23 protein-coding genes are annotated in these 23,137 nt (G+C 57.3%); 12 read left to right on the top strand and 11 right to left on the bottom strand.

Translation table 11 applies throughout. The features are described from left to right. Positions 1–238 precede the first annotated feature (238 nt). Entirely contained in the window at positions 239–637 is a 399-nt protein-coding gene (locus tag GC165_09905) for a DUF559 domain-containing protein (protein ID MBI1333181.1), read from the top strand. Between the two features lie 371 nt (positions 638–1,008). Here the strand turns inward: GC165_09905 and GC165_09900 are convergent, their stop codons facing one another. Genes GC165_09900 through GC165_09890 form a run of 3 tightly spaced genes read right to left on the bottom strand, consistent with a single transcriptional unit; the run spans position 1,009 to position 3,938 of the window. After that, the gene (locus GC165_09900; protein MBI1333180.1) at positions 1,009–2,484 is read right to left on the bottom strand and encodes a hypothetical protein; all 1,476 of its coding nucleotides are present in this window, start codon (positions 2,482–2,484) and stop codon (positions 1,009–1,011) included. Between the two features lie 15 nt (positions 2,485–2,499). Further along, the gene (locus GC165_09895; GenBank protein ID MBI1333179.1) at positions 2,500–3,291 is read right to left on the bottom strand and encodes a hypothetical protein; all 792 of its coding nucleotides are present in this window, start codon (positions 3,289–3,291) and stop codon (positions 2,500–2,502) included. After that, on the bottom strand, positions 3,261–3,938 hold the full coding sequence (locus GC165_09890; protein ID MBI1333178.1) for a methyltransferase domain-containing protein: 678 nt from the start codon (positions 3,936–3,938) through the stop codon (positions 3,261–3,263). Before GC165_09890 ends, GC165_09895 begins: the two co-directional genes overlap by 31 nt. Positions 3,939–4,016: 78 nt before the next feature. Here GC165_09890 and GC165_09885 point away from each other — a divergent pair, with 78 nt between their 5' ends. The 3 genes from GC165_09885 (at position 4,017) to GC165_09875 (ending at position 5,872) form a co-directional block, all read left to right on the top strand. Further along, positions 4,017–4,970, top strand: a complete 954-nt coding sequence (locus GC165_09885) for a hypothetical protein (protein ID MBI1333177.1) — start codon at positions 4,017–4,019, stop codon at positions 4,968–4,970. Between the two features lie 172 nt (positions 4,971–5,142). Continuing rightward, positions 5,143–5,412, top strand: coding sequence for a hypothetical protein (locus tag GC165_09880; GenBank protein ID MBI1333176.1), 270 nt, complete (start codon positions 5,143–5,145; stop codon positions 5,410–5,412). Between the two features lie 40 nt (positions 5,413–5,452). Continuing rightward, positions 5,453–5,872 (top strand): hypothetical protein, encoded by a 420-nt coding sequence (locus tag GC165_09875; GenBank protein ID MBI1333175.1) that lies wholly within the window; start codon positions 5,453–5,455, stop codon positions 5,870–5,872. A gap of 251 nt (positions 5,873–6,123) precedes the next feature. On the opposite strand, the gene GC165_09870 is transcribed toward GC165_09875, so the two are convergent. From GC165_09870 to GC165_09855, 4 genes are all read right to left on the bottom strand, one after another. Next, entirely contained in the window at positions 6,124–6,579 is a 456-nt protein-coding gene (locus GC165_09870; GenBank protein MBI1333174.1) for a hypothetical protein, read from the bottom strand. Between the two features lie 2 nt (positions 6,580–6,581). Then, positions 6,582–7,772, bottom strand: coding sequence for a butyryl-CoA dehydrogenase (locus tag GC165_09865; GenBank protein ID MBI1333173.1), 1,191 nt, complete (start codon positions 7,770–7,772; stop codon positions 6,582–6,584). Between the two features lie 72 nt (positions 7,773–7,844). Further along, positions 7,845–8,813 carry a hypothetical protein gene (locus GC165_09860; protein MBI1333172.1) on the bottom strand — a complete coding sequence of 323 codons (969 nt, stop codon included), beginning with the start codon at positions 8,811–8,813 and terminating at the stop codon, positions 7,845–7,847. 4 nt (positions 8,814–8,817) lie between these two features. Then, complete coding sequence (locus GC165_09855) at positions 8,818–10,020, bottom strand: hypothetical protein (GenBank protein MBI1333171.1); 1,203 nt, start codon at positions 10,018–10,020, stop codon at positions 8,818–8,820. A 137-nt stretch (positions 10,021–10,157) separates the two neighbouring features. Between GC165_09855 and GC165_09850 the strand changes: the two genes are divergently transcribed. Next, complete coding sequence (locus GC165_09850) at positions 10,158–12,986, top strand: hypothetical protein (GenBank protein MBI1333170.1); 2,829 nt, start codon at positions 10,158–10,160, stop codon at positions 12,984–12,986. A 36-nt stretch (positions 12,987–13,022) separates the two neighbouring features. Here the strand turns inward: GC165_09850 and GC165_09845 are convergent, their stop codons facing one another. Together GC165_09845 and GC165_09840 are read right to left on the bottom strand one after the other, a co-directional pair. Continuing rightward, on the bottom strand, positions 13,023–15,863 hold the full coding sequence (locus GC165_09845) for a DUF4982 domain-containing protein (protein ID MBI1333169.1): 2,841 nt from the start codon (positions 15,861–15,863) through the stop codon (positions 13,023–13,025). Further along, complete coding sequence (locus GC165_09840; GenBank protein MBI1333168.1) at positions 15,860–16,249, bottom strand: glyoxalase/bleomycin resistance/extradiol dioxygenase family protein; 390 nt, start codon at positions 16,247–16,249, stop codon at positions 15,860–15,862. Before GC165_09840 ends, GC165_09845 begins: the two co-directional genes overlap by 4 nt. Before the next feature lie 78 nt (positions 16,250–16,327). Here GC165_09840 and GC165_09835 point away from each other — a divergent pair, with 78 nt between their 5' ends. The 3 genes from GC165_09835 to GC165_09825 are packed head-to-tail and all read left to right on the top strand — an operon-like array spanning position 16,328 to position 18,367. Next, positions 16,328–17,293: a hypothetical protein gene (locus GC165_09835; GenBank protein ID MBI1333167.1), complete on the top strand. Its 966-nt coding sequence runs from the start codon at positions 16,328–16,330 to the stop codon at positions 17,291–17,293. 34 nt (positions 17,294–17,327) lie between these two features. Continuing rightward, positions 17,328–17,543 (top strand): hypothetical protein, encoded by a 216-nt coding sequence (locus tag GC165_09830; GenBank protein ID MBI1333166.1) that lies wholly within the window; start codon positions 17,328–17,330, stop codon positions 17,541–17,543. After that, on the top strand, positions 17,540–18,367 hold the full coding sequence (locus GC165_09825; protein MBI1333165.1) for a hypothetical protein: 828 nt from the start codon (positions 17,540–17,542) through the stop codon (positions 18,365–18,367). Before GC165_09830 ends, GC165_09825 begins: the two co-directional genes overlap by 4 nt. On the opposite strand, the gene xth is transcribed toward GC165_09825, so the two are convergent. After that, the gene (xth, locus tag GC165_09820; protein ID MBI1333164.1) at positions 18,364–19,134 is read right to left on the bottom strand and encodes an exodeoxyribonuclease III; all 771 of its coding nucleotides are present in this window, start codon (positions 19,132–19,134) and stop codon (positions 18,364–18,366) included. The two genes, GC165_09825 and xth, sit on opposite strands and share 4 nt — an antisense overlap. A 9-nt stretch (positions 19,135–19,143) precedes the next feature. Next, entirely contained in the window at positions 19,144–19,848 is a 705-nt protein-coding gene (locus GC165_09815) for a hypothetical protein (GenBank protein MBI1333163.1), read from the bottom strand. Positions 19,849–19,890: 42 nt separating this feature from the next. Between GC165_09815 and GC165_09810 the strand changes: the two genes are divergently transcribed. From GC165_09810 to GC165_09795, 4 genes are all read left to right on the top strand, one after another. Then, positions 19,891–21,222, top strand: coding sequence for a dihydroorotase (locus GC165_09810; protein MBI1333162.1), 1,332 nt, complete (start codon positions 19,891–19,893; stop codon positions 21,220–21,222). 1 nt (position 21,223) lies between these two features. Further along, entirely contained in the window at positions 21,224–21,685 is a 462-nt protein-coding gene (locus GC165_09805) for a hypothetical protein (protein MBI1333161.1), read from the top strand. 328 nt (positions 21,686–22,013) lie between these two features. Continuing rightward, positions 22,014–22,346: a hypothetical protein gene (locus GC165_09800; GenBank protein ID MBI1333160.1), complete on the top strand. Its 333-nt coding sequence runs from the start codon at positions 22,014–22,016 to the stop codon at positions 22,344–22,346. A gap of 27 nt (positions 22,347–22,373) precedes the next feature. Further along, on the top strand, positions 22,374–22,979 hold the full coding sequence (locus tag GC165_09795) for a 2,3-bisphosphoglycerate-dependent phosphoglycerate mutase (GenBank protein MBI1333159.1): 606 nt from the start codon (positions 22,374–22,376) through the stop codon (positions 22,977–22,979). Positions 22,980–23,137: the final 158 nt, after the last annotated feature.

Here is a 23,137-nt window from a genome sequence, read left to right as displayed (position 1 = left end):
GATTCCCCTCATCCGGTTCACTTCGTACCTTGCTCACCGGCTTCTCCATTCGGAGAAGCATCTTGGCCGTTGGCATCCATTGATTTGTAGGTTTTTATCGGCATGCCGATAAGAGGAAGCTTCTGGTCGTCGCGTCCTTATACTTCCAAAAACTTCGTTCAAGAACCCTTTGGATTTCGTTGGCTTGTCTTCAGCTCATCAAAGCGTCATAGCCGACCGAGCCAAGTAAGATCACTACATGCCCTCGGACAAACGGAATCTTGCCCGTCACCTCCGAAACAACATGACTTTGCCCGAGGTGCTTCTTTGGAACAAACTAAAGCAGGATCAAATCGGCTTCCATATCCGCCGACAATATCAATTCGATCAGTTCATCTTAGACTTTTACTGCGCAGCTCCTCGCGTCGCAATTGAAATTGATGGAGAAGTTCATGAGCTCAAGAGGAAGTCAGACGACGAAAGGGACCTCGCACTTGCAGCCAAAGGAGTGACCGTTTTTCGAGTCTCTGCCAAGTCTGTTCTCGCGAATCCTAGCTTCGTCGCTGAAGCCATACAGGAGTTCCTTACCAACTTAAGGGCAACAACCCAACAAGATACTTCTCCGCATAGAGAAGCCGGTGAGCAAAGAACGAAGTGAACCGGATAAGTAGAAAAAGTCTCTAAGCTCAAAACAAAGTTAGCGTGGATTTCAAGGAACTCAAGACAGGACAAAGCCAAGATGCTTCTCCGAATAGGGTCCGCCAGGAATGGTGCCACAAAGGCACTATTCCGGTGGAGAAGCCGGTAAGCGAGGAACGAAGCGAACCGGATGAGGCGAATACGAACCAGCGAACTCAAACAGAATGGTCGCGCTAACTAGAAACGCTCAAGAATCGACTAACAAAAGATGCTTTTCCGGATAGGGTCCGCCAGGAATGATGCCAGCAAAGATGCTTCTCCGGATGGAGAAGCCGGTGAGCGAGGCACGAAGCGAACCGGATGAGGCGAAACCAGGACGCCAAAAACAGCCTAAGAATCAAACACCAAATTTCCCCACTGATCGTACGGATTCTCGTACGTATCAAACGGGTCGCTCAGATCAACGAACTTCTGACGATCGATCTGAGCAAAATTCCAGTCGAACGCATAAATCGGCGAGCCCTTCCGCTTCGTGATCATCTCCACCAGCTTGCCGCGACCCTTCGCCCGCGTGTCCGCCGGCGGATCAGTCTGCGCAACCATCAGCTCAACGTCCTTCACCATCCGCCTCGGCGTCAACCCGTAGAACAGCGACTGCGCCGGATCGATGTTGTGGTACTCCAAGTCCACCGAGTGCAGAGCCTCATCGCTCCAATCAGTTTGCTCCTCGGCGATGTACTGCTCGCAAATCTTCTTCTTCGCCACCCAATCCAACCGGTCATCCATCACCAGCGGGTCCTTCTCCAACTGGTCCAGGGTCGCCTTCCACTCGGTCAAAATCCAGTCCGTCTGCTCGCTCTCGCCTGCCAAGCACTCCGCCGCCTCCAGGTACCGACGCTGAATCTCGATCGCATTCGTCCGCGTTCCGTCGATCATCTCAACCTCCCACCGGTACGTCTCATCCCGCGAAATATCGCGGATCGCCGCTAGCGGGTTCGCCAGTAAGTACGTCGAGTCGATCAGCCCAGCCTCACAAACCCGGATGGACAGCATCGTCGTTCCCACCTTCAGCGCGTAGGCATACTCGTTCTGGTTAGCCTCGCCAAACAGCAGGTGCAGGCGCGTCATGCCATTCTGCGAGTACATTGTCTCCCACTTCGGGTTGATCAACGCCCGGTTGAATCGCACCCGCGACGCCACCGTCTTCAAAATGTGGTCGGCCCGCTGGCTAAGCTGGAACTTCACCGTTGGGTCCGCCATCACGCCGTACACGTGCGAAACCCAGATGTAATCGACCGGATTCTCGTGCATCTGCTGACTGCTCGGCGCTTCGCCCGCATACAAAATGTGTCCGCCAACGCGACCGACGCCCGCAAAAATCTGCCGCGTCACCAAGAACGGAACCAAGAAATGGACGTTCCCATTCATCAGCTCGTCCGAAGCCTGCACCAGATAGTTCTCGTGGCACCCAAACGTGTGCCCGCCAAAGTGGTCGATCGAATTGTTGTAAATTGCCACCGCGTCCTGAATCTTCAGGTCCTTCAGTGCCTGCACAATCAGCCGCTGACCCGCCCGGTCATTGGCCACCAAGTCCTTCAGTGACCGGCATTCGGCCGTGGCATACTCCAGGTGCGAACCAACCGCATCGACATAAAGCCGAGCCCCGTTGCACAAAAAGCCGCCGCTCTGCGCCGGCTCAAAGACGTCGTCCCTGGCGTGGTAGTCGATCGCCCCGATCTTCCGATCGAAGAACAGGTGGTCCTTGATCTCTTCGACCACATCTTCTGGCCGCCCCAGGTCCTCGTCCATGACCAAGCATCCAAACTCGGTCTCAACTCCAAAAATACGGTTGCTCGAATCTAGCATCGCAACATTCCCATATTACGCCAGCGGACGAACCCACTGTTCGGCATCGAAGGCAGAAGCGCATTGATTCAGGCCTTGTAGCGCAAACCACCACGGCTCGCCCCGCTCCGGCGTGTCTTCGCACATCCGCGCCAGGCTCCAACCCCAAACCCGGAAAGGATCGACGTCGAGCGCCTTTGCCGTCTCATACACACGCTCCAAAAACTGTTCGGCTGTCCGCTCTGCTAAATCAGCAATCGGATTGCACACAAACGCCGCCGCCTCAATGGCGGGATCGCCCACCAGCCCCTTCGCGTCGATCACCATCCACCTATCGCCATGCCGAAGGATGTTCTCGTGATGCAGGTCGCCGTGCAAGGACACTTCCCTTTCGGTGGTTTCCAGCAAGTGAACCACCAGCGGGTCTTTCGCGCCCGTATACTCCGCCATCGTCATCAGCTTCTCCGACCTCAAACCACGAAAGCTCAATGCCACATGACGCCAGATCTCCGTCTGCTCCGACGGATCGATACCAGATTCATGCAGTTTCGTACCCGGAATGGCGCGTTCCATCAGCATCGAGCCTGTCGCCGGGTCGGACTCAAAAATCCTCGGCGCAAACTCCCCATGCAACCCGACCATCGCCCAGTAGCCCGAGGTCATCTCCTCGCCCTGGTAGGGCACCTTCAGAACCTTTTCCGAGGTCGCGTAAACGTGAGAACAATGCCCACCCGGAAGTTCTTCGGTCGGCTCAAATCCCCAAGCCTGGACCAGCCGCGCCGCCACCGGGTCAAGCGTCAAAGCGGCCTCTTTTTGATCATCGCCCAAGGCCTCGGGTATGTCTTGGGCGTTTCCTTATCTTTGCGATAGATGGGAAAAACTCGGAGAATATCGGTTCCCGGAAGCAAAATCTCTTGGCTATCGACCAGCTTGAGCCCCAGCTTGCCCGCCGCACTACTGGCAAAATCGTCCTGCGGCGTTCGCATAAGGATCACGTGCCCGCCGAATTCGGTCGGCTTTGCCGAGATCTCCAGTTGAATGGTCAGCGGAGCCACCGCCCGACCCGTCACAATCTCATACTCTTCCTCCACATCCCATTCCTCGACGCGTTGCTGGATCACCGTCAGGTTCGGCAGGGGTTGCGAACGAAGAAATCCCAGCATCTTTCCGTTTGAATCCAACGCCGTAACATCCATCGAAGGGTAAGCGCACGCAAGGCACCAAGAAGGAAACCCCGGACCGCAGCCGATGTCCAAAACCCTTGCCTCTGGGTTGAGTTGGGTAATGACGGTTCCGAGCAGGAGCGAGTCTAGAAAATGCCGCGTAACGCACTCCTCGCGCGGCACCCGCGTGAGGTTCATCACCTCGTTTGCCTGATACAGCGCATCCTCAAACGCGACAAATCTCTCGATCTGAGAATGTGATAGGCTTATACCAAGCCCCGTACAGGCGGCGACGAAAGCGTTGCGATCCACTCAAGGAAGAGTGTATCCCGGACCCGTGCCCGTAGGCAGGCACAAAACTTGCAGACAGTATTGATAAGGAGTTTCGAATTGGTTTTAGCCCACATCTGCGCCCTCTCAACCGGATTTTCTAACGCCCATCTCGTCCAACTACCAAAAATCAGCGGACTCCCCGCTCCCCATCCCCTTGCAATTTCCGCCGATGGAAAAACCGTCGTCGGGCAGTTCGCCCCTGGCCAGCCGTTCACCTGGCGTGGCGGAGAAGTTGCCCGCTTCCGACCGTCGTCAAACCCCAAGGTTTTAGCCCAGTACGCGCAGGCTGTATCTGCAGACGGACAAGTGATCGTCGGCCAAGCTGGTGGAGCTTACGTTTGGACCCGCCACAAGGGTCTGCAGATGATTGGCAACGCATCTTCTTTTGCCCGCGCCGTCAACGAAAAAGGCACTGCGGTCGCCTGCCAGGTTCAGGGTAACCCCGACGTTCGCGGCTACCTGTGGACCAAGTCCGGCGTCATCAATTTCGATTCGTTCACCCCGACCTGCATCTCCGGCGACGGCAAAGTGGTGGCTGGCATCCGCGCCGACCACACGACCGTCCGCGCTTACGAATTCCGCAATCAAGTCTCCCAAGAGCTTCCCCTGCCCGACATTTACACCGACTCCAGCGCATACGGCGTCAACAAGGACGGATCAGTCATCGTGGGTGGCGCCATCAGCGACGAAAACTCCCCTGCCGCTTTCTGGAAAAATGGCAAATTCGTCAAGCTCGACCTTCTCGGCCAAGCCAATGCCGTCGCCAAGACGGTCGCTCGTGATGGGTCGTTCATCGGCGGCTATGCTGGGCCCGAAGCCGTCGTGTGGAAGGCCGATGGCACCGGCAACTATCTAGAGATGATCCTCAAAACCTCCGGCGCAAGCACCAAGGGCTGGCGGTTTGAAAGCATCGATGGCCTCGCTCGCGTCGGCAACACCGTCTATGTCACCGGGTGGGCGCATGTAAATGATCATGAAGCCGGCTACTGGGCCAGCTTTCGAGTGAAATAGTGCAACCTAAGTACTGCAAAAGCGTGTATAACGAAGCATGCGAAATTATGCGGTCTTAACATTAGCCGTCGTTTGCCTTGCTGGTTGCGGCGGACCAACTCTAGTCGGTAAGTGGACCGAATCCCAGAATGGAGCAACTGTTAACTTAGACTTCACTTCCAACCAGTTAGCCATGAGCACGGACAGCAACATGATGGGGCAAAGCTTCCATATGGAAATGTCCGGGCCCTACACGTACGACGGGAAGAATATCCACTGGACTCCCGACACCATTAAATTGCCGGATCAGCTTCAAAAGCTCGCCTCAATGTTCGATCAGCAGAAAGGAAAGCCCGTCGATATCCCCGCCAAAATCGAAGGCGACAAACTCACCTTGTCGACTACGTCCTCTGACGCCATGTTATCAAAATCATCGTCGGGCACGTTCACAAGGGTTAAGTAGTTTCCGCAACCGACGCCATCCTTCTGGTGTATAACGAAGCATGCGAATCTATCGTGCTTTGCCGTTAGCCCTCGTCTGTCTTGCCGGGTGCGGCGGGCCGAGCCTCGTTGGAAAGTGGACTATGAGCGGCGCTGCCGTGCCGCCCGGTATGTCGGCCGTCACCGAGTTCAAAGCCAAAACCTACGAAAGCCAACTCGATTTGAGTCAAGGCACCATTACTCTTCATATCGTTGCTTCCGGTGACTATACATTTGACGGCAAGAAGTTGACGATGACTGGTCGAAACGTGACGATCGACGACTCAAAGCTGCCCGCAATTGCCAAAGCCGGTCTTGCTGGGTTCAAAGATCAGATTTCCAAGTCCCTGAACGAACCAAAGACGAGCGATATCGAACTCAAAGACGACTCCTTCACACTCACAACTCCCCAAGGCTCTGTAACGTTTACCAAAGTCAAGTAATGCCCATTGTTTCCGGCTGAATCCAGCCGGAAACAAGCGAAATCTAATATTCCCCGAAACCCACCCTCAGCCAAAACTCGTCAGACGCTGGTAGTGCACGGTCAAGGTGACTCGTAAACGGTGCCCTGTGCTGAGATAATGGGTGCACGGGGAGTCGAACCCCGCCAAGTCTCCGCTGGCTACCTTAGGGATCAGTTCCGGGTACTGACCAACCCTGCGTCTCGCCCAAATTTTCGCCTACACCAAATTGTCTATTCGACCAGATCGATCACCCAATTAGAACCTTGGATGAGCGTGTCAACCTCCCGGTGCCGCTTGGATAAGTCGTCCACCTGACTCCTCAAATTACCAATATCAACCGTCGAAAGCGTTCTCAACTCCGACCGAGTCATCCGCGTCATGTTCGGACTGGCATCCGCGATCAGCGCCCGAAGAACCGCAATCTTCTTCGCCAACGCTTCGCGAACCGCCAAATGCTCCGTTAAAGTCTTCCCTTCCACCACCGATTTCGCATTCGTCAGATTCACTGTCAGAACCAAGTGCTCAAACCGAGCGGCCAAGTGGTCGAGCTCGTTCAACAACTCGTCAGGATTCTCCGGCGGCTCGTTGCCCTCTTGTACCTTCGCACTCGCCTTCAGGCGCTCACCAAGTTGCAGCAGGCGCTTCTGGACGTCCGACCGCTCGATGAGAGCTTCCGCCAACTTCATCTCTACTGCACCGGCCACGTTGGCAAAACGTGCGCAAGCGGTTTGTCCGCCCGATAGCCCAATTCATACTCCGCCTGCATGATCGTGTGGATTTCATGCGTGCCTTCATAGATCATCGCTCCCCGCGAGTTGCGGAAGTACCGCTCAACCGGAAACTCGTCGCAGAACCCGTAAGCTCCGTGGATCTCCACCGCCTTGTTCGCCGCATCAAAGGCCGCCTCGCAGTTCGTCCACTTCGCCATCGAGCACTCCCGCGTATGCCGCTGGCCCGTGTTCTTCATCCAGCCGACCTTGTAGTACAGCAGTCGTCCGATCTCGCGCCCCTTCACCATCGAAGCGATCATCTGCTGGACCAACTGCTTCTTGCCGATGACTTCTCCACCAACGGCTCGCTCGTTCGCATACTTCGTACAGGCATCCAGGCACGCGGTAATGATGCCCACCGCGCCCGCTGCCACCGTGTACCGGCCATGGTCGAGGGCGCTCATCGCCACCTTAAAGCCGTCGCCTTCTTGGCCAAGCATGTTCTCGGCTGGGACGCGCATGTTGTCGAAAAAGATTTGCCCCGTGTTTCCCGCCCGAACCCCGAGCTTGCCCTTGATCGCCTTCGACGAAAATCCAGGAGTCGACCGGTCGACGATGAACGCCGCATACGGAGCTTTCGCATCGGTTTGCGTCAGACGCGTAATCACCAAAAACTGATGGGCATAGTCGGCCAACGAAATCCACGTCTTCTCGCCGTTGAGAATGTAGGAGTCGCCGTCCTTCGTCGCCGTCGTCCGCAGGTTCGCCGCATCGGATCCCGCATTCGGCTCAGTCAAGCCAAACCCGCCCCAGCGATTCCCTTTCGCCAAGTCAGGAAGCCATCGCTGCTTCTGCTCCTCGGTGCCCCACTGCAACAGGGTCAATGAATGCAGGCCCGAGTGAACCGACATCACAACGCGGGCGGTCGAATCGGCACGCTCAAGCTCTTCGCACACGATTCCGAGCGAAATATAGTCGGTATCGCTGCCGCCGTACTTAGCCGGAATAGAGATGCCCATGATGCCTCCCGCGGCCATTTTCTCTAGCATTTCGGCATCGCTTCGATGCTCGCGATCACGTTCGGCAAGTCCCGGCAGAACCTCGTTTTGGCCAAACTTATAGGCCATTTCCCGAATCAGTTCGTGCTCTTGCGTCAGGGCAAAATCCATAACCCAAAAGTGTACCGGAGCAACAAAAAAGAACCCCTCGAAAAGTCGAGGGGTTCCTTCTTATGGGTCGCCTTAGTTGACCTTGAGCTTAATCGTCTTGGATTGTTTGTTACTCAGGTTCTGGGCCGTCACGACTCGGTAGCCCGGCGTGCTGATCTTCACTGGGAAGCTCCATCGCCCGTTCGGCTTGATCGTGCCCTTCATCGCTGGTTTGTTGTCCACCAGGACCACAATCTTGTCTCCCGGTCGCCCCTTACCACCGATCTTCACCAGACCATGCTTGATCACGTTGAAGTTCGAATGGCTGCTGATCGCGAACTGTGCGTTCTTGACCGCGGCTGCCGGTTTCTTAGCCACTGTCGGCTTCTTAGCCGGTGCAGCCTTCTTGGCTGGTGCTGGCTTCTTGACGTCAGTCTTGGCCGGAGCCTTCTTGTCGTCCTTCACGCCGTTCTCCTTGCGGTGTTCGGCGCTGTTCGGATCGCTCGGATCTTCAGGATAGACCACGTCGCCGCCGTTGTCTTCAGGAAGCATGTTGAGAGCGTCGTCGTTGATCTTCTTCGGCGTCTCCTCTTCCTTCTGCTGGTCGTGCTCCGAAACCTTTGGTTCAGGCTTCGCTTTCTCAGCTTCTCCGCCGGTGTCCCTGATGATGTTCTTCATGTCCGAAGCCGAAAAATCGAGCTTCCGCATGACACCCTTTCCGTCCGCGCCCTGATACTGGATCGCCACCATGTGGTCGCCCGACTTATCGATCTTGAAATCGTAAACGTAGCTGCCGTCTTCGGTGTTGGCCTTAAAGGAATCCATCTGCTTTCGGTCGAGATAGACCGAAAATTCGGCGCCCTTCGGCACAAATCCTTCCACTCGATACGTGCCCAGACCGTAGTCAGTTGTCTTTTCTGGGCTAGTAATCAGAATTTCCTCGCCCTTGTGGCCCTTGGCGGCATTAGCAGCCGGAGCCGGCGTGGACTTATAGGTGAGCCCAAGCGCGCCGACAAGGCTAAGACCGGCGACGACGCCTTTGATGACCTTCGTCTTGGACATCCTACTACTCCTTCTCGCCTGCGGCATACAGAGCGGCTTCGCGTCGCCACTTCATGACATCGATCTGCTGCCAGTTCTGAGGCTCGATGATGTCAGTGATGCGGCTCGGTGAGGCGGCGGCAAGCTGAGCGAAGGTGCGGATTCCCGCTTCATACAGCTTCGATTGGTAAATCTGTCCGATCCCGTCGATCTTCTCAAGCGGATCGCCTTTCAATCCAATAGGGTCCGACATCGTTTCGATGCGCAGTGCCGGTCGCTCTTCGACGGCCGGGGCAACCGCGCCTACCGGAGAAGCCGGTCCCTTAGCGACTTCGTTCTGGACCAGCGTGATCTCAAGGTGTTTGTCGGCGGAGGCAACCGCGACTGCGGGTTCTTCTTCGATTTCCTTTGCCGCTGGCGTAACTTCGATTGGTGCAGCTTGGGCCGCCGGCGCTTCCAACTCGACGTCGATGGTAGGATTCGGCTCGACCAGCGTGGCAGCGGCAGGTTCTTCCTCAACCTCGGCGGCTGGCTCTTCTTCCGCCAAAATCTCTTCTATTTCGGCCGCGACCGGCTCAGGCTCGGCTTCAGTTTCTTCCTCTTCTGCAACCACCGGCGTGGGCTCTTCTGCCACTTCGGGCTCAGCCTCGGCGGCCGGAGCCTCTTCTTCTTCGATCAAAATCTCTTCTTCTTCGGCAGCCGGAGTCTCTTCCACCGCCGGGGCTTCCTCGATGACCGGAGCTTCTTCGGCAGCCGGCTCTTCTTCAGCGGCGACCTCGTCCTTCGAGTCAAACGTCTCTGTCAACGGAGCAGTTGCGGTATTGCCAAGTACGGTGTCGTACATCTCAGCCTTGGCCTTGTAGTCTTCAAGCTGCTGCAACGCCACGGCCAGTCTCGCCTCGAGGTCGGCCTTTTCGGAAAGTTGCTTCTCCAGGACCTTAACGCGCAAGTCGGAATCCGCGTTCTCGCCCATGCTCTCAAACTGCTGGATCTTCTCCTCGAGCTGCCGAGCGTAGGCGTGGACTTCGTTGACTTTCGCCAAGCTCTCCTTTGCGGAGACAAGCTCCGCCTCAAGCGTCTCAACGAGCGTATCGCTCGTACCCGACCCCGTTCCACCATCGCTCTTCTTGGCGAAGTACTTATCTAAAAACATCCAAGCAACGCTTGAGATCGCCACTCCGACCAGAATCGAAGGAATGGCTGTTAGGCTGGCCACATCAAAGTTCATACAGGAAGAATCCCCTAAGCTTCAATTGTCGAGAGAATGGACCCTCATTTTTAGGGTAGCGCAAAAAAAACTACGCCCTTCTTCGTTTGTTAAGCCCTGATGAAATTACCGGCAGGGTAAACCCACGATTAATCGTCATGAAACGATATGCTCTCCTTCTTGCCTTTCTTGCGGCATCCTCATTTGGTCAATTCGATACCGGGGAAAAGAAGTATCCAACCATCAGCGAAGGCCCCCTCGCCGATATCCTGGATCACCTTCAACCCCGACAGCTTGGTCCTACCAACATGGGCGGCCGAATCATGGATATCGCCGTCCAATCGTCAAACAGCAACATCTTCTACGTCGCGTCGGCCTCCGGCGGACTGTGGAAGACCGTTAACGGCGGAATCTCGTTCGACTGCGTCTTCGACTACGGTGGAAGCGTCAGCATGGGCGCCATCGGCCTCTCCAAATCCGATCCCAACGTCATCTACATCGGCACCGGCGAACAGTCCAGCCGAAACTCGGTAGCCTGGGGCGACGGAGTCTACAAGTCGACCGACGGCGGAAAGACCTGGAAGCACATGGGTCTTACCGACACGCGACACATATCCAAAGTCGTGGTCGATCCGCATAACCCCAACATTGTCTACGTGGCCGCTCTCGGGCGGCTTTGGGGTCGCAACCCCGAGCGAGGCGTCTATAAGTCGATCGACGGCGGTAAAACCTGGAATCTCGTGTTCACCCAGGGCGACCGTGCTGGCATCATCGACCTCGACATGGACCCGTCCAACCCGAACATCCTCTACGCCTGCGCGTGGGATCGCCTCCGAGAAGCCTACGTCTTCAAGGACGGCGGCATGGACGCCGGAATCTTTAAGAGCACCGACGCCGGTAAGACCTGGAAGCAGTTGAAGAAAGGCCTCCCGACTGGCGACCTTGGGCGAATCGGCCTTGCCATCAACCCGCGCAATCCGCGTATGATCATCGCCACCGTCGAATACCGCGTCCCCGGCGCTCCTATCCGAGTCAGCAACGATGAGAACGACGATGAAGGCCGAGTCAAGGACAACGGCGGCGATCAAGACGGCGATCATGAGAACGAGTTCGCCATGCAGGGTGGAGCCGCTCCTGCCCAAGCCGCCCCCGCGCAGGCCGCAAAGAAGGACGACAAAAAGCCGGCGCCCAAAAAGCCTGAACCTAAACCCGATCCTCGACTCCAACAGGTCCGAGGCGTGCAGATGAACGGCGGTGGAACCTTCATCAGCAAGGACGGCGGCGAAAGCTGGGACCTCGTCTGGCAGATCGATCCACGCCCCTTCTACTTCTCCACTCCCCTCTGGGATCCGAGCCGCTCCAACTCCTTCTACCTTTGCGGGATGAACCTGTGGCGGACCGAAGACAGCGGTAAAACCTGGAACACCGTCGGCTCAAACATCGTCCACGCCGACCAGCACGCCCTGTGGGTCGATCCCAAGGACTCCAACCACATCATCACCGGTGACGACGGAGGCATCTACCAGTCCCGCGACCACGGCGACACCTGGGAGCACTGCAACAAGCTCCCGATTGGCCAATTCTACGCTGTCTCGTTCGATGGCCAGATTCCTTACTGGGTGTACGGCGGCCTACAGGACAACGGCGGATGGGCCCTGCCCACCCAGAGCCCGCGCGGCAGCGTCGGACCGTGGGACGCTACCAACCTCAACGGAGGCGACGGATTCTACGCCGAAGCCGACCACGTGGAATCGCAGTACGTCTACAGCGAAAGCCAAGGTGGTGCGGCCCAACGCCTCGACCGTAAGACTGGGCAGCGGCGCTTCATCCAGCCACGGAACCTCGATGGTAAGCCCCTTCGCTACAACTGGAACACGCCAATCCACATCAGCCCTCACGACAACAAGACCATCTACATCGGTGCGAACCACCTGATGATGTCGACCAACCGCGGCGATACCTGGAAGTCGATCTCGCCGGACCTCACCACCATGAGCCCGAAGAAGATCGACACCATCGAAATCGCCAAGCGAGTCAGCATCAACCCCGAAGCCACTGGCGCAGAAAACCACTGCACCATCGTCACCATCGACGAATCGCCGATGGTCAAGGGACGCATCGCTTGTGGCTCCGACGACGGACTGGTCAACATCACGAATGATGGCGGGGAAACCTGGACCGACGTCACCGCAAACCTGCCCGGGCTCCCGGCCAACACGTGGATCAGCCGCGTGACCTGGTCGCACTGGCAGAAAGATCGGCTCTACGTCTGCGCCGATGGACACCGAAACGACGACTTCAAGCCGTACCTGTACGTGTCTGACGACGCCGGAAAAACGTTCCGCTCGCTCTCCAACGGCCTGGCCGATTGGGACTGCCTGTACGTTATCCGCGAAGGTGAACACAACCCGAACCTCCTGTTCCTCGGCTCCGAGATGTCGCTTCGATTCAGCGTCGATAACGGCAAATCGTGGAGTCGCATGCGAGGAGCTTTCCCCACGGTCGCAGTCCACGACCTGAAGGTTCACCCGCTGATGAAGGATCTGGTCATCGCGACCCATGGCCGCTCGATTTGGACGATCGATGTCGCCGCCCTGGAAGGTATGGGTGGAGGAGTTCCGAAGAAGGACGCTTTCCTCGGAACCTCGCCCGCAATCCGCATGCCCTACATTTCCGGCAACCCGCTGGAAGGTAACTCGTACTTCATGAGCCCGAACAGCCAACCCAAAGCGCGGTTCTACTACTATCTGACCGAGGTCCCGAAGAGCGACACGAAGGTCTCCATCTCCCTCAAAGGTCCAGACGGAGTCACCGACACGATCGCCGAAAACAGCGATCTCATCTTCGCCAAGGGCCTTAACCGGTTCGACTGGGTGCCACGCCTTCGCGGCGTCTTCGCCCCGGCTGGAACGTACGAGGTCACGATGAAGATCGGTACCGAGGAGTTCAAGGACAAACTCGAAATCCTCGACCCCAAGACCTATTAAGGAAAAACCTCCCGGAGGCAAAAACGCCTCCGGGACCTACCGCGTGGCGAGGACACTGCTGGCGGGCCAAAGGCCAGGAGCACTTGCCCTAATCGAGACGATAGAGGCCGTTGGCGATGTCCGGATAAGGCCGACAATGGCGCCCTTTCCCGCAACGATTTCCGCTTTCCCAACGAGTTCGGCGCCGCTTACCGTGATGTGAATCTCTCGACTATCGTCGACGCAGACATTGCCATGCGAGTCAACGACTGCCGCCCGAAAGAAAACGAGGTCATTCTTCGTCGCCGGAACTCCATACTCGTACACAAAGACTTTAATTTGCTCGGGTTGCTCAACTGTTCTGAGCCTGTCGGTCGTTACAACCTTTCCGTTGACAAAGCCCTTTATTTCGACCAAGCCCGGCTGATACGGGATATTCCGAAACACGATGGGAGGGTGGCGCAGGTTACCCGTGTTTGATCCATCGAATGGCTTGGCATCAGCGTAGTCTGTTGCCCCCCCTCGTACAGGCGACTGGCGCGCAATCGACTTGCCGTTGACCAGGAGTTCCACTTCCTCGCAATTCGAAAAGACGACCAAGTCTCGTTTGGGAGGGCCAGGGTTCCAATCTCCCACGACCTTAACAAATGGAGATGGGCTGTGCTGGCTCCGAAAGAACCAAAAGCTCGGCTTTTGCATCCGAAAAATATCGCACAAGCCGCTGGCCGAAACCGAAAACTCCCAAGGAACGTTGTGATCAAACATCTCCCATGTGCCGAATCCCATCGTCCACGGAAGCTGTGGACGGAGCCGATTCAGCGACCAGGATTGGTTCCACGCCTCCTGTAGCAGCTTCGTCATCCCATCCGCGATCCGAACCCGAGACGTGCTATAAGCGCCTCCAAATTCGTAGTCGCCATACTCGCGAACATAGCCCGGCCGCGAAGGCAACACACTCTGCGGACGAGTGAAGTCGTCCTTCCATTGGTTGTACGCAATGTCCCACGGCGCGCCCCTCCTCGCATCCCCCGCCAGCAAAATCGCCCCATCCACCGATTCTGACTTCGCTGTACCGTACCAATCCTGGGCCACATCCGCAGGCGGATATGTTTCGTTCAGGCTCGTCTCCCAAAACGCCACCGACGGATGGTTCCGATCCCGCCGAATTAGGTTTCGAATGTCCTGACGAACCGCCTCCGTAAACCGAGTATCTTTGTTCAAAAACTGCCATCCCGGAATGCACGGAATCACCATCAGACCCATCCGGTCGCATTCGTCCAGAAACGCCTCCGACTGCGGATAGTGCGATAGCCGGACGATGTTATGCCCTGCCAGCTTGATCAGTCGCACATCGCGAACGTTTGCCGCATCCGAGAGCGCGGGTCCCACCCATGGGTAGTCCTGGTGCCGGTTCGTCCCCATCAACTCGATCGACTTGCCGTTAATCACAAATCCCTTTTCCCGGCTCACCTCGATCTTCCGAATGCCGACCGACGTATCAACCGAATCCTCAACCTCACCAGAAGACACCAGAGACGTCCGCAATGTAATCGTCGCCGTCGAACTGGGCGACCACAAAGGCAGGCCATCCGCCTTCAGGTCCTGCCCATACCAAGCCATTTCGCCCGGCTTCAAACGGACGTTTCCACTCGTCGTAATCCTCCCGCCCAGATTCTGCCGAATCTGGAATTCACACGTCTTACCCGTTTCGTTTGCCACGTGCGTCCGAACCCGAACTGTGGCTCGGTCCGCCTCCACAACCGGATCCGTCACGTAGACTCCTCCGCCAAACCGCCCCGCCGCGCCCTCCAGCGCGTCAGTAATCCGCAGTTTCGAGGTCGCCGTCAGCCAGGCGTGCCGGGTCAGACCTGCGCCATACATAAAATCGAGGTCCTGCTGAGGCTTGCCCGGCGGCACCAGCGGGTTATCCCGATTATCCACGCGCACCAGCAAGTCGTTACGACGCCCAAGTTTGCCCGTCAAATCAACCACCATCGGCAGATACCCGCCCCGATGCGTCGCCACGTGCTGGCCATTCAGCCATAGGTCCGAAACCTGCATCGCCCCGTCGATCGTAAGCTCAAGGTGTTTCGCAAGCAATCCGTCATCGACGTCTAGGGATCGCCGGTAGTAAGCCACTCCCTGCCAAATCTCCGGCTTTCCCATCGGACGAATCCAGGCTGCATGCGGCAAGGTCGCAGACTTCCAATCCGCCGCCTTCACTTTGGCCAGTTCCGCCTGCTTTACGCCTTCCAAAGCCGCCCCCCGAAGGTCGTACCGGGCATCTCCGGTCTCGACCGTTGCGATGTGATATTGGCTCTCCCAATCCTGCTTTTGCTTCTCGTCCAAGGAACGAATCAGCCCAATCTCGGCGAGCACCAAAAATGGCTCACGCTGGTAGCCGTCCGACACCACCAACCGCAAGTAGCGCCCCCGATGGGGCGTAAAGCGGACCTGAAAGAGGTCCGAAGAATCTGGAACCTGCCCCGTAACCACCGGATCACCCCACGAATCAAGCGAATCCGACAGGAAAACCTGCAAATGGTTGGGATGGCCATTCTTCGGCCCGGTCTGCCGGGGCAACAAACGAAAGCCGACCGCCTCCGTCCGCCCGCCCAAGTCGAGCACCAATTCGTGCGGATATCCGCCCGGAGTCCCCTGCCAGCGCGTATGCCAAAACGTCTTCGGGTCGCCATCGAACGCCTGGGAAGCCGGCGCTTTCTCCGCCGTAGTCTCCTCACTCGAAACTCGAACCACCTTCCAGGCCGCCGTTGGAACCGCATCCGCTCCCGACCAAATCGATGGCGGCGCCGCAAGCGTTGTGTACTGCCAACCGTCATCCAGATTCAATGTCGTTCGAGAACTCACAAACGCCAGCGCAACGAAAGCCGCGATCAAGCCAGCCCCCAAAGGCTCGGCGTGGCAAATTCCAACACATTCCCCGCCGGATCGCGAAAGTAGATCGACCTCGCCCCATTCTTCCAGTCGATCGATTGGATGATCTCAACCCCATTCTCTTCCAGCCGGGCTCGCCAAATCTCAATCTCCTCCGGCGTTGCCGCAAAGGCCAAATGGCCAGCCCCCGTCGTGCCATGCGGAGGTACGCCCGAGTCATGGATCACCGTTCGGCTCGCCTTGAACAGAATTAACATGCCATCCCCTACCCTCAAAAAGAGGTCCCGGTCGGCATCGAAGGAGACTTCCTCAAGGCCCAAAAGACCGACGTAGAACTCGCGGGCGGCGACGAGATCCTCAGCGTAGAGAACCGATTCGAGAATGCGCACGACGAGAGATTACCAGTGGATTAACGAGTGGTTAACCGACGCCGAATTCTTCAATGACAAAGGTAACATGCAGGCATCGTGAAGTGGCTTCTCTCCCTCATCATGGCGACCTCGGTAGCCTCGGCATTTGCCCAAAACCACGTTCGGTTCATCATCACCGGCGATGACCGGTGGGCTGGCGGCAAGGCCCGTCCGGGTGAGGATGAAAACGGCGTCAATGTCGCGGCGATGCGACGAATCGTCAAGGCCATCGTGGCCGAAAAGCCCGACGTGCTCCTCTTCAACGGCGACCTCGTCGGCGGCGCTAAAACGGACGAAGCCGAACTCTCTCAGTTCGAAACCTGGAAGCAGGTCATGATGCCCATCTACAACGCCGGAATCAAAGTCCTGGCCGCACGCGGCAACCACGAAGCCGGATGCCCCCACCCCGACGACGTGTGGCACAAGGTCTTCACCGGCAAGTTCGCCAACCCGACCACCGGACCGACCGGCGAAGAAGGTCTAACCTACGCCTACACCTTCAAGAACTGCCTCTTCATTTCCCTCGATCAGTTCGGCCCATCCGGCGTGACCGGTAACCTCGACTGGTTCGACAAGGTCATCGACGCCAACCACGCGCCGCACATCTTCGTCTTCTCCCACAAGATGGCCTTCTTCTCTGGCAGCCACACCGACGGCATGTGGACCGCCGCCGACAAGCGCGACCACTTTATCGATAAGCTGGTAAAGGCTGGTGCCCGCACCGTCTTCTTCGGCCACGATCACCTCTACGACCACGTCGAGGCTCGACTTCCCTCTTGGCCCGCCGGACAGTCCATCCATCAGTTCGTCATCGGCACCGCCGGAGCCCCGTTCTACACCGGCAAAACTCCGCCCGCCGACGGCGATTGGCAACTTAAGCATGTCAGCCACATTGAGCAGAAGTACGGCTATGCCGTCGTCGATATCGACGGCCCCAAGGTCAAACTGGTCTTCAAAGCCGAAAAGGAACCCGGCGTTTTCGAGACCGCCGACACCCTGACCTACACCCTGCCCAAGAAGTAAGCCGTTCAGCCTTTCCGTAGGTACAATTCCACCTATGGAAAGGCTGAACTCCGAAGGCATTCCTCGAAGTCAGCTTCTCTACGCCCTCGGCAATCGAAAGATCGTCGAGAACGCCCGCAAAGTCGGCCAATGCATGCTGTGTTGCCGCCCTAACGTCAACGAGGCTGGGTTATGCCAATGGTGCTACGCCTCGCTCGATAACCCGGAACTGCAGGCCGCCGTCAAATGGACCTCGGGAATCGGCCCGTGATCATTGCAACGGTCCTCATCCTCCTGGCTGCCCTCGCCATCAGCATCGGCGTCTACTTCCGCTCGTCCCGCCTCAACCGCTTTCACGCCCACGCTGAATACTGGGTCTACTCCACCGCCGATTCCATGCCTAACCAAGACCGTCTAATGGGTCGCCTGGTCGGCGAGAATCCCTACGTCCAGCAGGGCCAAAACCCAATCAGCGCCGGTGAAGGTCTGCTCTTTAGCGATGTCCGCCTCAAAATCGCCCTCGTGCTCCGGTCCAAAAATCCCAACCTGTTCCAGGGTAACAAGCTCCCAGAATCCATCCCTGACCAGCATGAGTTTGTTGCCGACGTCAGCCGATTCCACTCGATCATCCGACTTCAGTACGGCAGTCCGGTAAAGCTGAAGGACAAGCGTCATCTCCAATTCCTGCTCCACGCCTCCGATGCTGCTGCCGAGCTAACCGGCGCAACCTGGATCTTCGACAAGATCACCGGTTCCCTTCGCACAAAGGAAGAGCTGGAGAAGATCCTCGGGGAGAACTTCGACGTCACGAAACTCCAGTTTCACGTGAGGTTAGAAGAAACCGAAGACCAAACCTTCCGCTCCTTCGGGCTCATCAAAATCGGCGTACCCGACTTCGAAACCCACCCGATTCCCCGCGACCAAATGTCGTTAGTTCGCACGCTCTTGGAAAAATACATCGCCCTCAGTTGGGAGCGAGGCGAAACCTTCCCCGACCCGATCAAAGCCTACGACGATGAGTTCTTCCTTCTCCAAAAGCGCGTCAGCCCCACGCTGACGCAGATGCGCATCGTCCGCAAACAGATGATCTCCTAAACGTCGAAATCGGCGATCACAAACGTGTGGTCACTCGGCTTTTCGCGCCGACGCGCCTCGACGTCGATCACGCACGATGTGCACTTCTCCGCCAATTCCTCGGTGGTGTAAATGTGGTCGATGCGCCACCCCATGCCGCGGTCTAGCGCGCCAGGAATCACGAAGTCCCAAAACGTGTAGTGCCCACCCTCAAAGGTGAATAGTCGAAACAGGTCGATCAGCCCGTAAGAAACGATCGCCGAAAGTCGGCTGAACTCGTCCGGGTGATGCCCAACTCCCCCAAGTAGCTTCGGCGAGTCGAAAACGTCGTGCGGCTGAGGCGCAATGTTGATGTCGCCCATCCACAAAAGCGGTTGGCTTCGGTCGTGCGCATAGACCATATCCTTGAACTTCTCCAGCCACCGCATCTTGAACTCCCACTTCTCCGAGCCGACCGTATTGCCGTTCGGCACATAGGTGTTGATGATGCGAATTCCATTGATCGTCGCCGCGATCGTGCGGGCCTGCACGTCCAAATCCTCATCGCCAACGCCCTTCACCACGTCCGTCATCGGGAGCTTCGAAAGCAACGCAACGCCGTTCCAGGACTTCTGCCCGTTTAGCGCGAGTTCGTAGCCGAGCGCTTCAAATTCGGCTCGCGGGAACTTGTCGTCTTCGACCTTGGTCTCTTGGATGCCAAGGACATCGACAGGATTTTCCTCAAGCCATTGAACCAGTAGCGGCAATCGAGCTCGTACGGAAGCGGCGTTAAATGTGGCGACTCGCACTCGTTCATTTTAGCTTTTCGGATACCGGAATTTGATCGTTCGCGTCCGGTCGGACTCGGTAATCCGCAGTTCGCACTTCGCGTTGGCCGAAATGGCCGGAACTTCGGCTAGCACAGAAATGCGTCGGTTGCGGCCCCACCGAATCTGAGAAACCAATTCATTATTGGTCGGCGTGCTTGGCCAAGCCATCAACTTCGCCATTACCTGATCCCATGAATCCTTCAACACATCTGTCGGCCAGCGGTCTTGCACGTCCTGCACCACCTTAAAGTCCAATTTCTGCCACGACTTGCCGTCCTGCCGAATGTCGAACCGCACCGTATTCAGCGCTTCGATATTCGCCGTATCCTCGACGTTGCCATCAACCGGATCGACCGTCCCCAGGCGCGAAAGGCGGATGAACGCCAGAGACTTATCCTGCAGTTGGTCCGTGCAGGCTTTCCACGAATTCTGGATCTCTTCGTCTGCCGTGCCTGATGCGGCCTGATAGCCCAGCCATCGGCTCAGCAAACCTGGAGTCAGGAAGATCGCCTCCTCCACAACCTGCTTTCGGTCGCCGTCGAACCACTCGCCGATCTTTACTCCCGCGTCGCCCGTCGTGCGATCAATCCCCTTCTTTCGATGGAACACTTTCTGTCCTTCTGCAAACTCCGTGGGGATCGGCGCGGTCCCAAAACCGGAAAATGCGGCGGCAAAGCACAACGTTAGGGTCATACCTGGCATTATTGGCAGGATTTCATATTCCAAAATAGGAGGATGGCATTTGATCTCGTGATTCGTGGCGCAACCGTTGTGACCGCCACCGGCATGCACCTCGCCGATGTGGCCGTTTCTAACGGAAAGGTCGAGGGGCTCGGCGACTTCGCCCAAGTTGATGCCGATGAGATCGTCGATGCGAAGGGCCTCTACCTGCTGCCTGGCGCCATCGACACCCAAGTCCACTTCCGCGAGCCGGGAATGGAGCACAAAGAAGACCTCGCCTCTGGATCGCTGGCCGCCCTCTGCGGGGGTGTGACCTCCTTCCTAGAGATGCCTAACACCAAGCCCGAAACCACCAGCCCCGAAGCCCTTGCCGACAAAGTAACGCGCGCCAGCGGACGTTGCTGGTCGAACTTCGGCTTCTTCTTCGGCGCGACACCCGCCAACGCCGAACACCTGGCCGAATACGAACTCCTGCCCGGCGCACCGGGAGTCAAGATCTTCGTCGGTAGTTCCACGGGCGATCTCCTGGTCGACCAAGAAGACGACCTCCGCCGTGTGCTGATGAATGGGCACAAGCGGGTCGCCGTCCACAGCGAGGATGAGGCTCGAAATCGCGAGCGAAAGGCCCTCATTAGTGATAACCCGCACCCTCGCGAGCATCCGTTCCTGCGCGATGCGGAAAGCGCAAAGATTTCGACTGAGCGTCTAATTCGCCTCTGCCGGGAAACCCATCGCCCGGTCCACATCCTTCACATCTCGACTGCCGACGAATTACCGCTCATCGCCGAAGCCAAGCGCCAGGGCCTCCCCATCACTTGCGAGATCACGCCCCAGCACCTATGGTTCGTCGCTCCCGAATGTTACGATCGCCTCGGCAGCAAGGCGCAGATGAACCCTCCCGTCCGCTCCGAGGGGCATCGTGCCGCTCTTTGGCGCGCGCTCGATGACGGTCTCTTCGACGTCTTCGGCTCGGACCACGCCCCGCACACCGCCGAGGAGAAAGCCAAGCCCTATCCATCCTCCCCCAGCGGCATGCCTGGCGTCGAAACCATTCTTCCCGTCTTGCTAACCTACGCCGCTCAAGGCCGTATCTCCTACGAAACCTTAGTTCGCATGTTTTGCGAGACTCCCGCCGCCCTCTACCAGATCGAAGGCAAAGGGAGAATCGAGATCGGTTATGACGCCGACTTCGTGCTCGTCGATCCCCATCGCCGCTGGACGGTGGATGAATCCCTTCTCCATTCCAAGTGCGGATGGAGTCCCTACGATGGCGAAGAACTAATTGGCCAGGTGCAGGCCGTCTACCTGGCGGGTAGCCTTGCTGCATTCGAGCAAGAACCGGTCGGCAGTCCGATGGGCCGATGCCTGCAATTTGGAGACCATTAATATGAACCTACGTGATCGATATATTCAGATGGTGGCTTACGAGGAGCACGCCAATGGCCTCTGGCTAAAGTACCTCGACTGCGTGTCGGAAAAGCCAGGAGGTGCCCAGTTTCGGGTCGCCGCCGAAAGGTGGCTCGGCCACATCTGCGGTTGCTATCAATCTTGGTACGACTGGATGACCGACACCGAAACAAGCCCAACCGGCGACCTGCCCCAAGATCTCAAGTATCAATACGAACGGATGGCCAAGTTCATCGAAACATGCGATCTGGACCAAACCCGCCAACGCTCGCACCCGGACTGGGGCACCTGGGCCTGGAAGACCGTCGATGTCATCCACCACACTTTAACCCACGGCTCCTACCACCGCGGGCACATCCGCGCTCTCGCCGAAGCCGCCGGACTCGACGATTGGCCCGACACCGACTGGGACGAATTCACCGGCTGGCAAATCAAAGATTGAGCGACCCAACACCTCTTCCTGGTTCAGAACATGGGTCTAGAGCGATTGGGCACCAGCCAATCTAGCAGTCGCAGAGCTTATTAGCCCGAGGTCGTAGACCCCGGGAAAGACCCGTATCCATAAAAGTCCAAGGAGTCCCGAGCATCGGGACGGCCCGGGCAAAGCCCTGCTGCAGGCTTGCTCGAAGGAAGGCGCTTAGCGTCGCTTCTCCCGAAAACCGACGGATACTTCCCAAATCTCTTCGCCAAAAACACCGTGCCCCATGACTTTCCCGATTCGACTAATCTATACTTTATTGTCTAGTTAAACAAGGCTGGACTTTCCGATAGTGAATCACCACGACGAATCGATCCCCCTCGCAAAGTCCCCGCACGGGACGGTACGCATCTGCCCCGTCGGCTGTACCCACGTCGATTTCAACAAAATAACCCTCGACTACGATTCGCCCAGCCAATTCCAAGAAGCGTTGAAAAGCATTCTCTCAGCAGAAAACAAGACCCGGTTCCAGCACGACGGAATCATTATCGAGCTATCCGACGACCTCGCCTCCGAACTTCGCCACCTCATGCAGGAAGCCGCCTCTACGCTCACCTGGATCGACGGGCAAATGCAGTTCACCGACGAGGACTTCCAACAGATTCTTCGCCGCCTCGGCGGCTAACGGTCCTAGACGGTATCATTCAACGGTATGCCGAAACTGATTCTCGTTCGCCACGGCCAATCCCTTTGGAATCTCGAAGACCGATTTACGGGTTGGGTCGATGTACCCCTGACCCCTCAAGGCGAACAGGAAGCACGCAACGCAGGCACCAAGCTCAAAGGTATCTCCATTGATGTTGCCTACACAAGCAGTCTGCAACGAGCTCAGAACACGCTCAAGCTCATTCTCGAAAGCATGGGGACGACCCTTCCGACCATCCGCGACGAGGCCCTAAACGAACGGCACTACGGAGACCTCCAGGGTCTCAACAAGGCCCGCACTGCCGAGAAGTTCGGAGCCGAACAAGTCAAGATTTGGCGACGCAGCTTCGACGTTCCGCCACCCAACGGCGAGTCCCTCAAAGACACCGCCGCAAGAACGCTTCCCTTCTTCGAGCGATGCATCCTCGGTGACATCGCCCAGGGCAAAAACGTGTTGGTCGTCGCCCATGGCAACTCGAACCGATCGATCGTGATGCAACTCGACAAGCTCTCGACCGCCGAGGTTCTTGAGCTCAATTTGGGAACCGCCGTCCCGCTGATCTATGATTTGGACGAAGCGGGAACCGTACTCGGAAAAACGATCCTAGACTAAGCGTTCTGCTGTAGTTCTTTTGTTCTGGCTTCCAGATGTTCGATCTTCTCGTTCATCTGGTTCAGAAGGTTCTCTGAGGACTCTTCCTCTTCCTTCTGCCGAATCATCCAAGCCAGAACTCCAACGCCCACGCCAATTCCCATAAGCAGGGCGAAGGT

This window comes from Armatimonadota bacterium (assembly GCA_016125185.1).
Taxonomy (GTDB): Bacteria; Armatimonadota; Fimbriimonadia; order Fimbriimonadales; family Fimbriimonadaceae; genus Fimbriimonas.
This window is presented reverse-complemented; position numbering and strand designations above follow the sequence as displayed.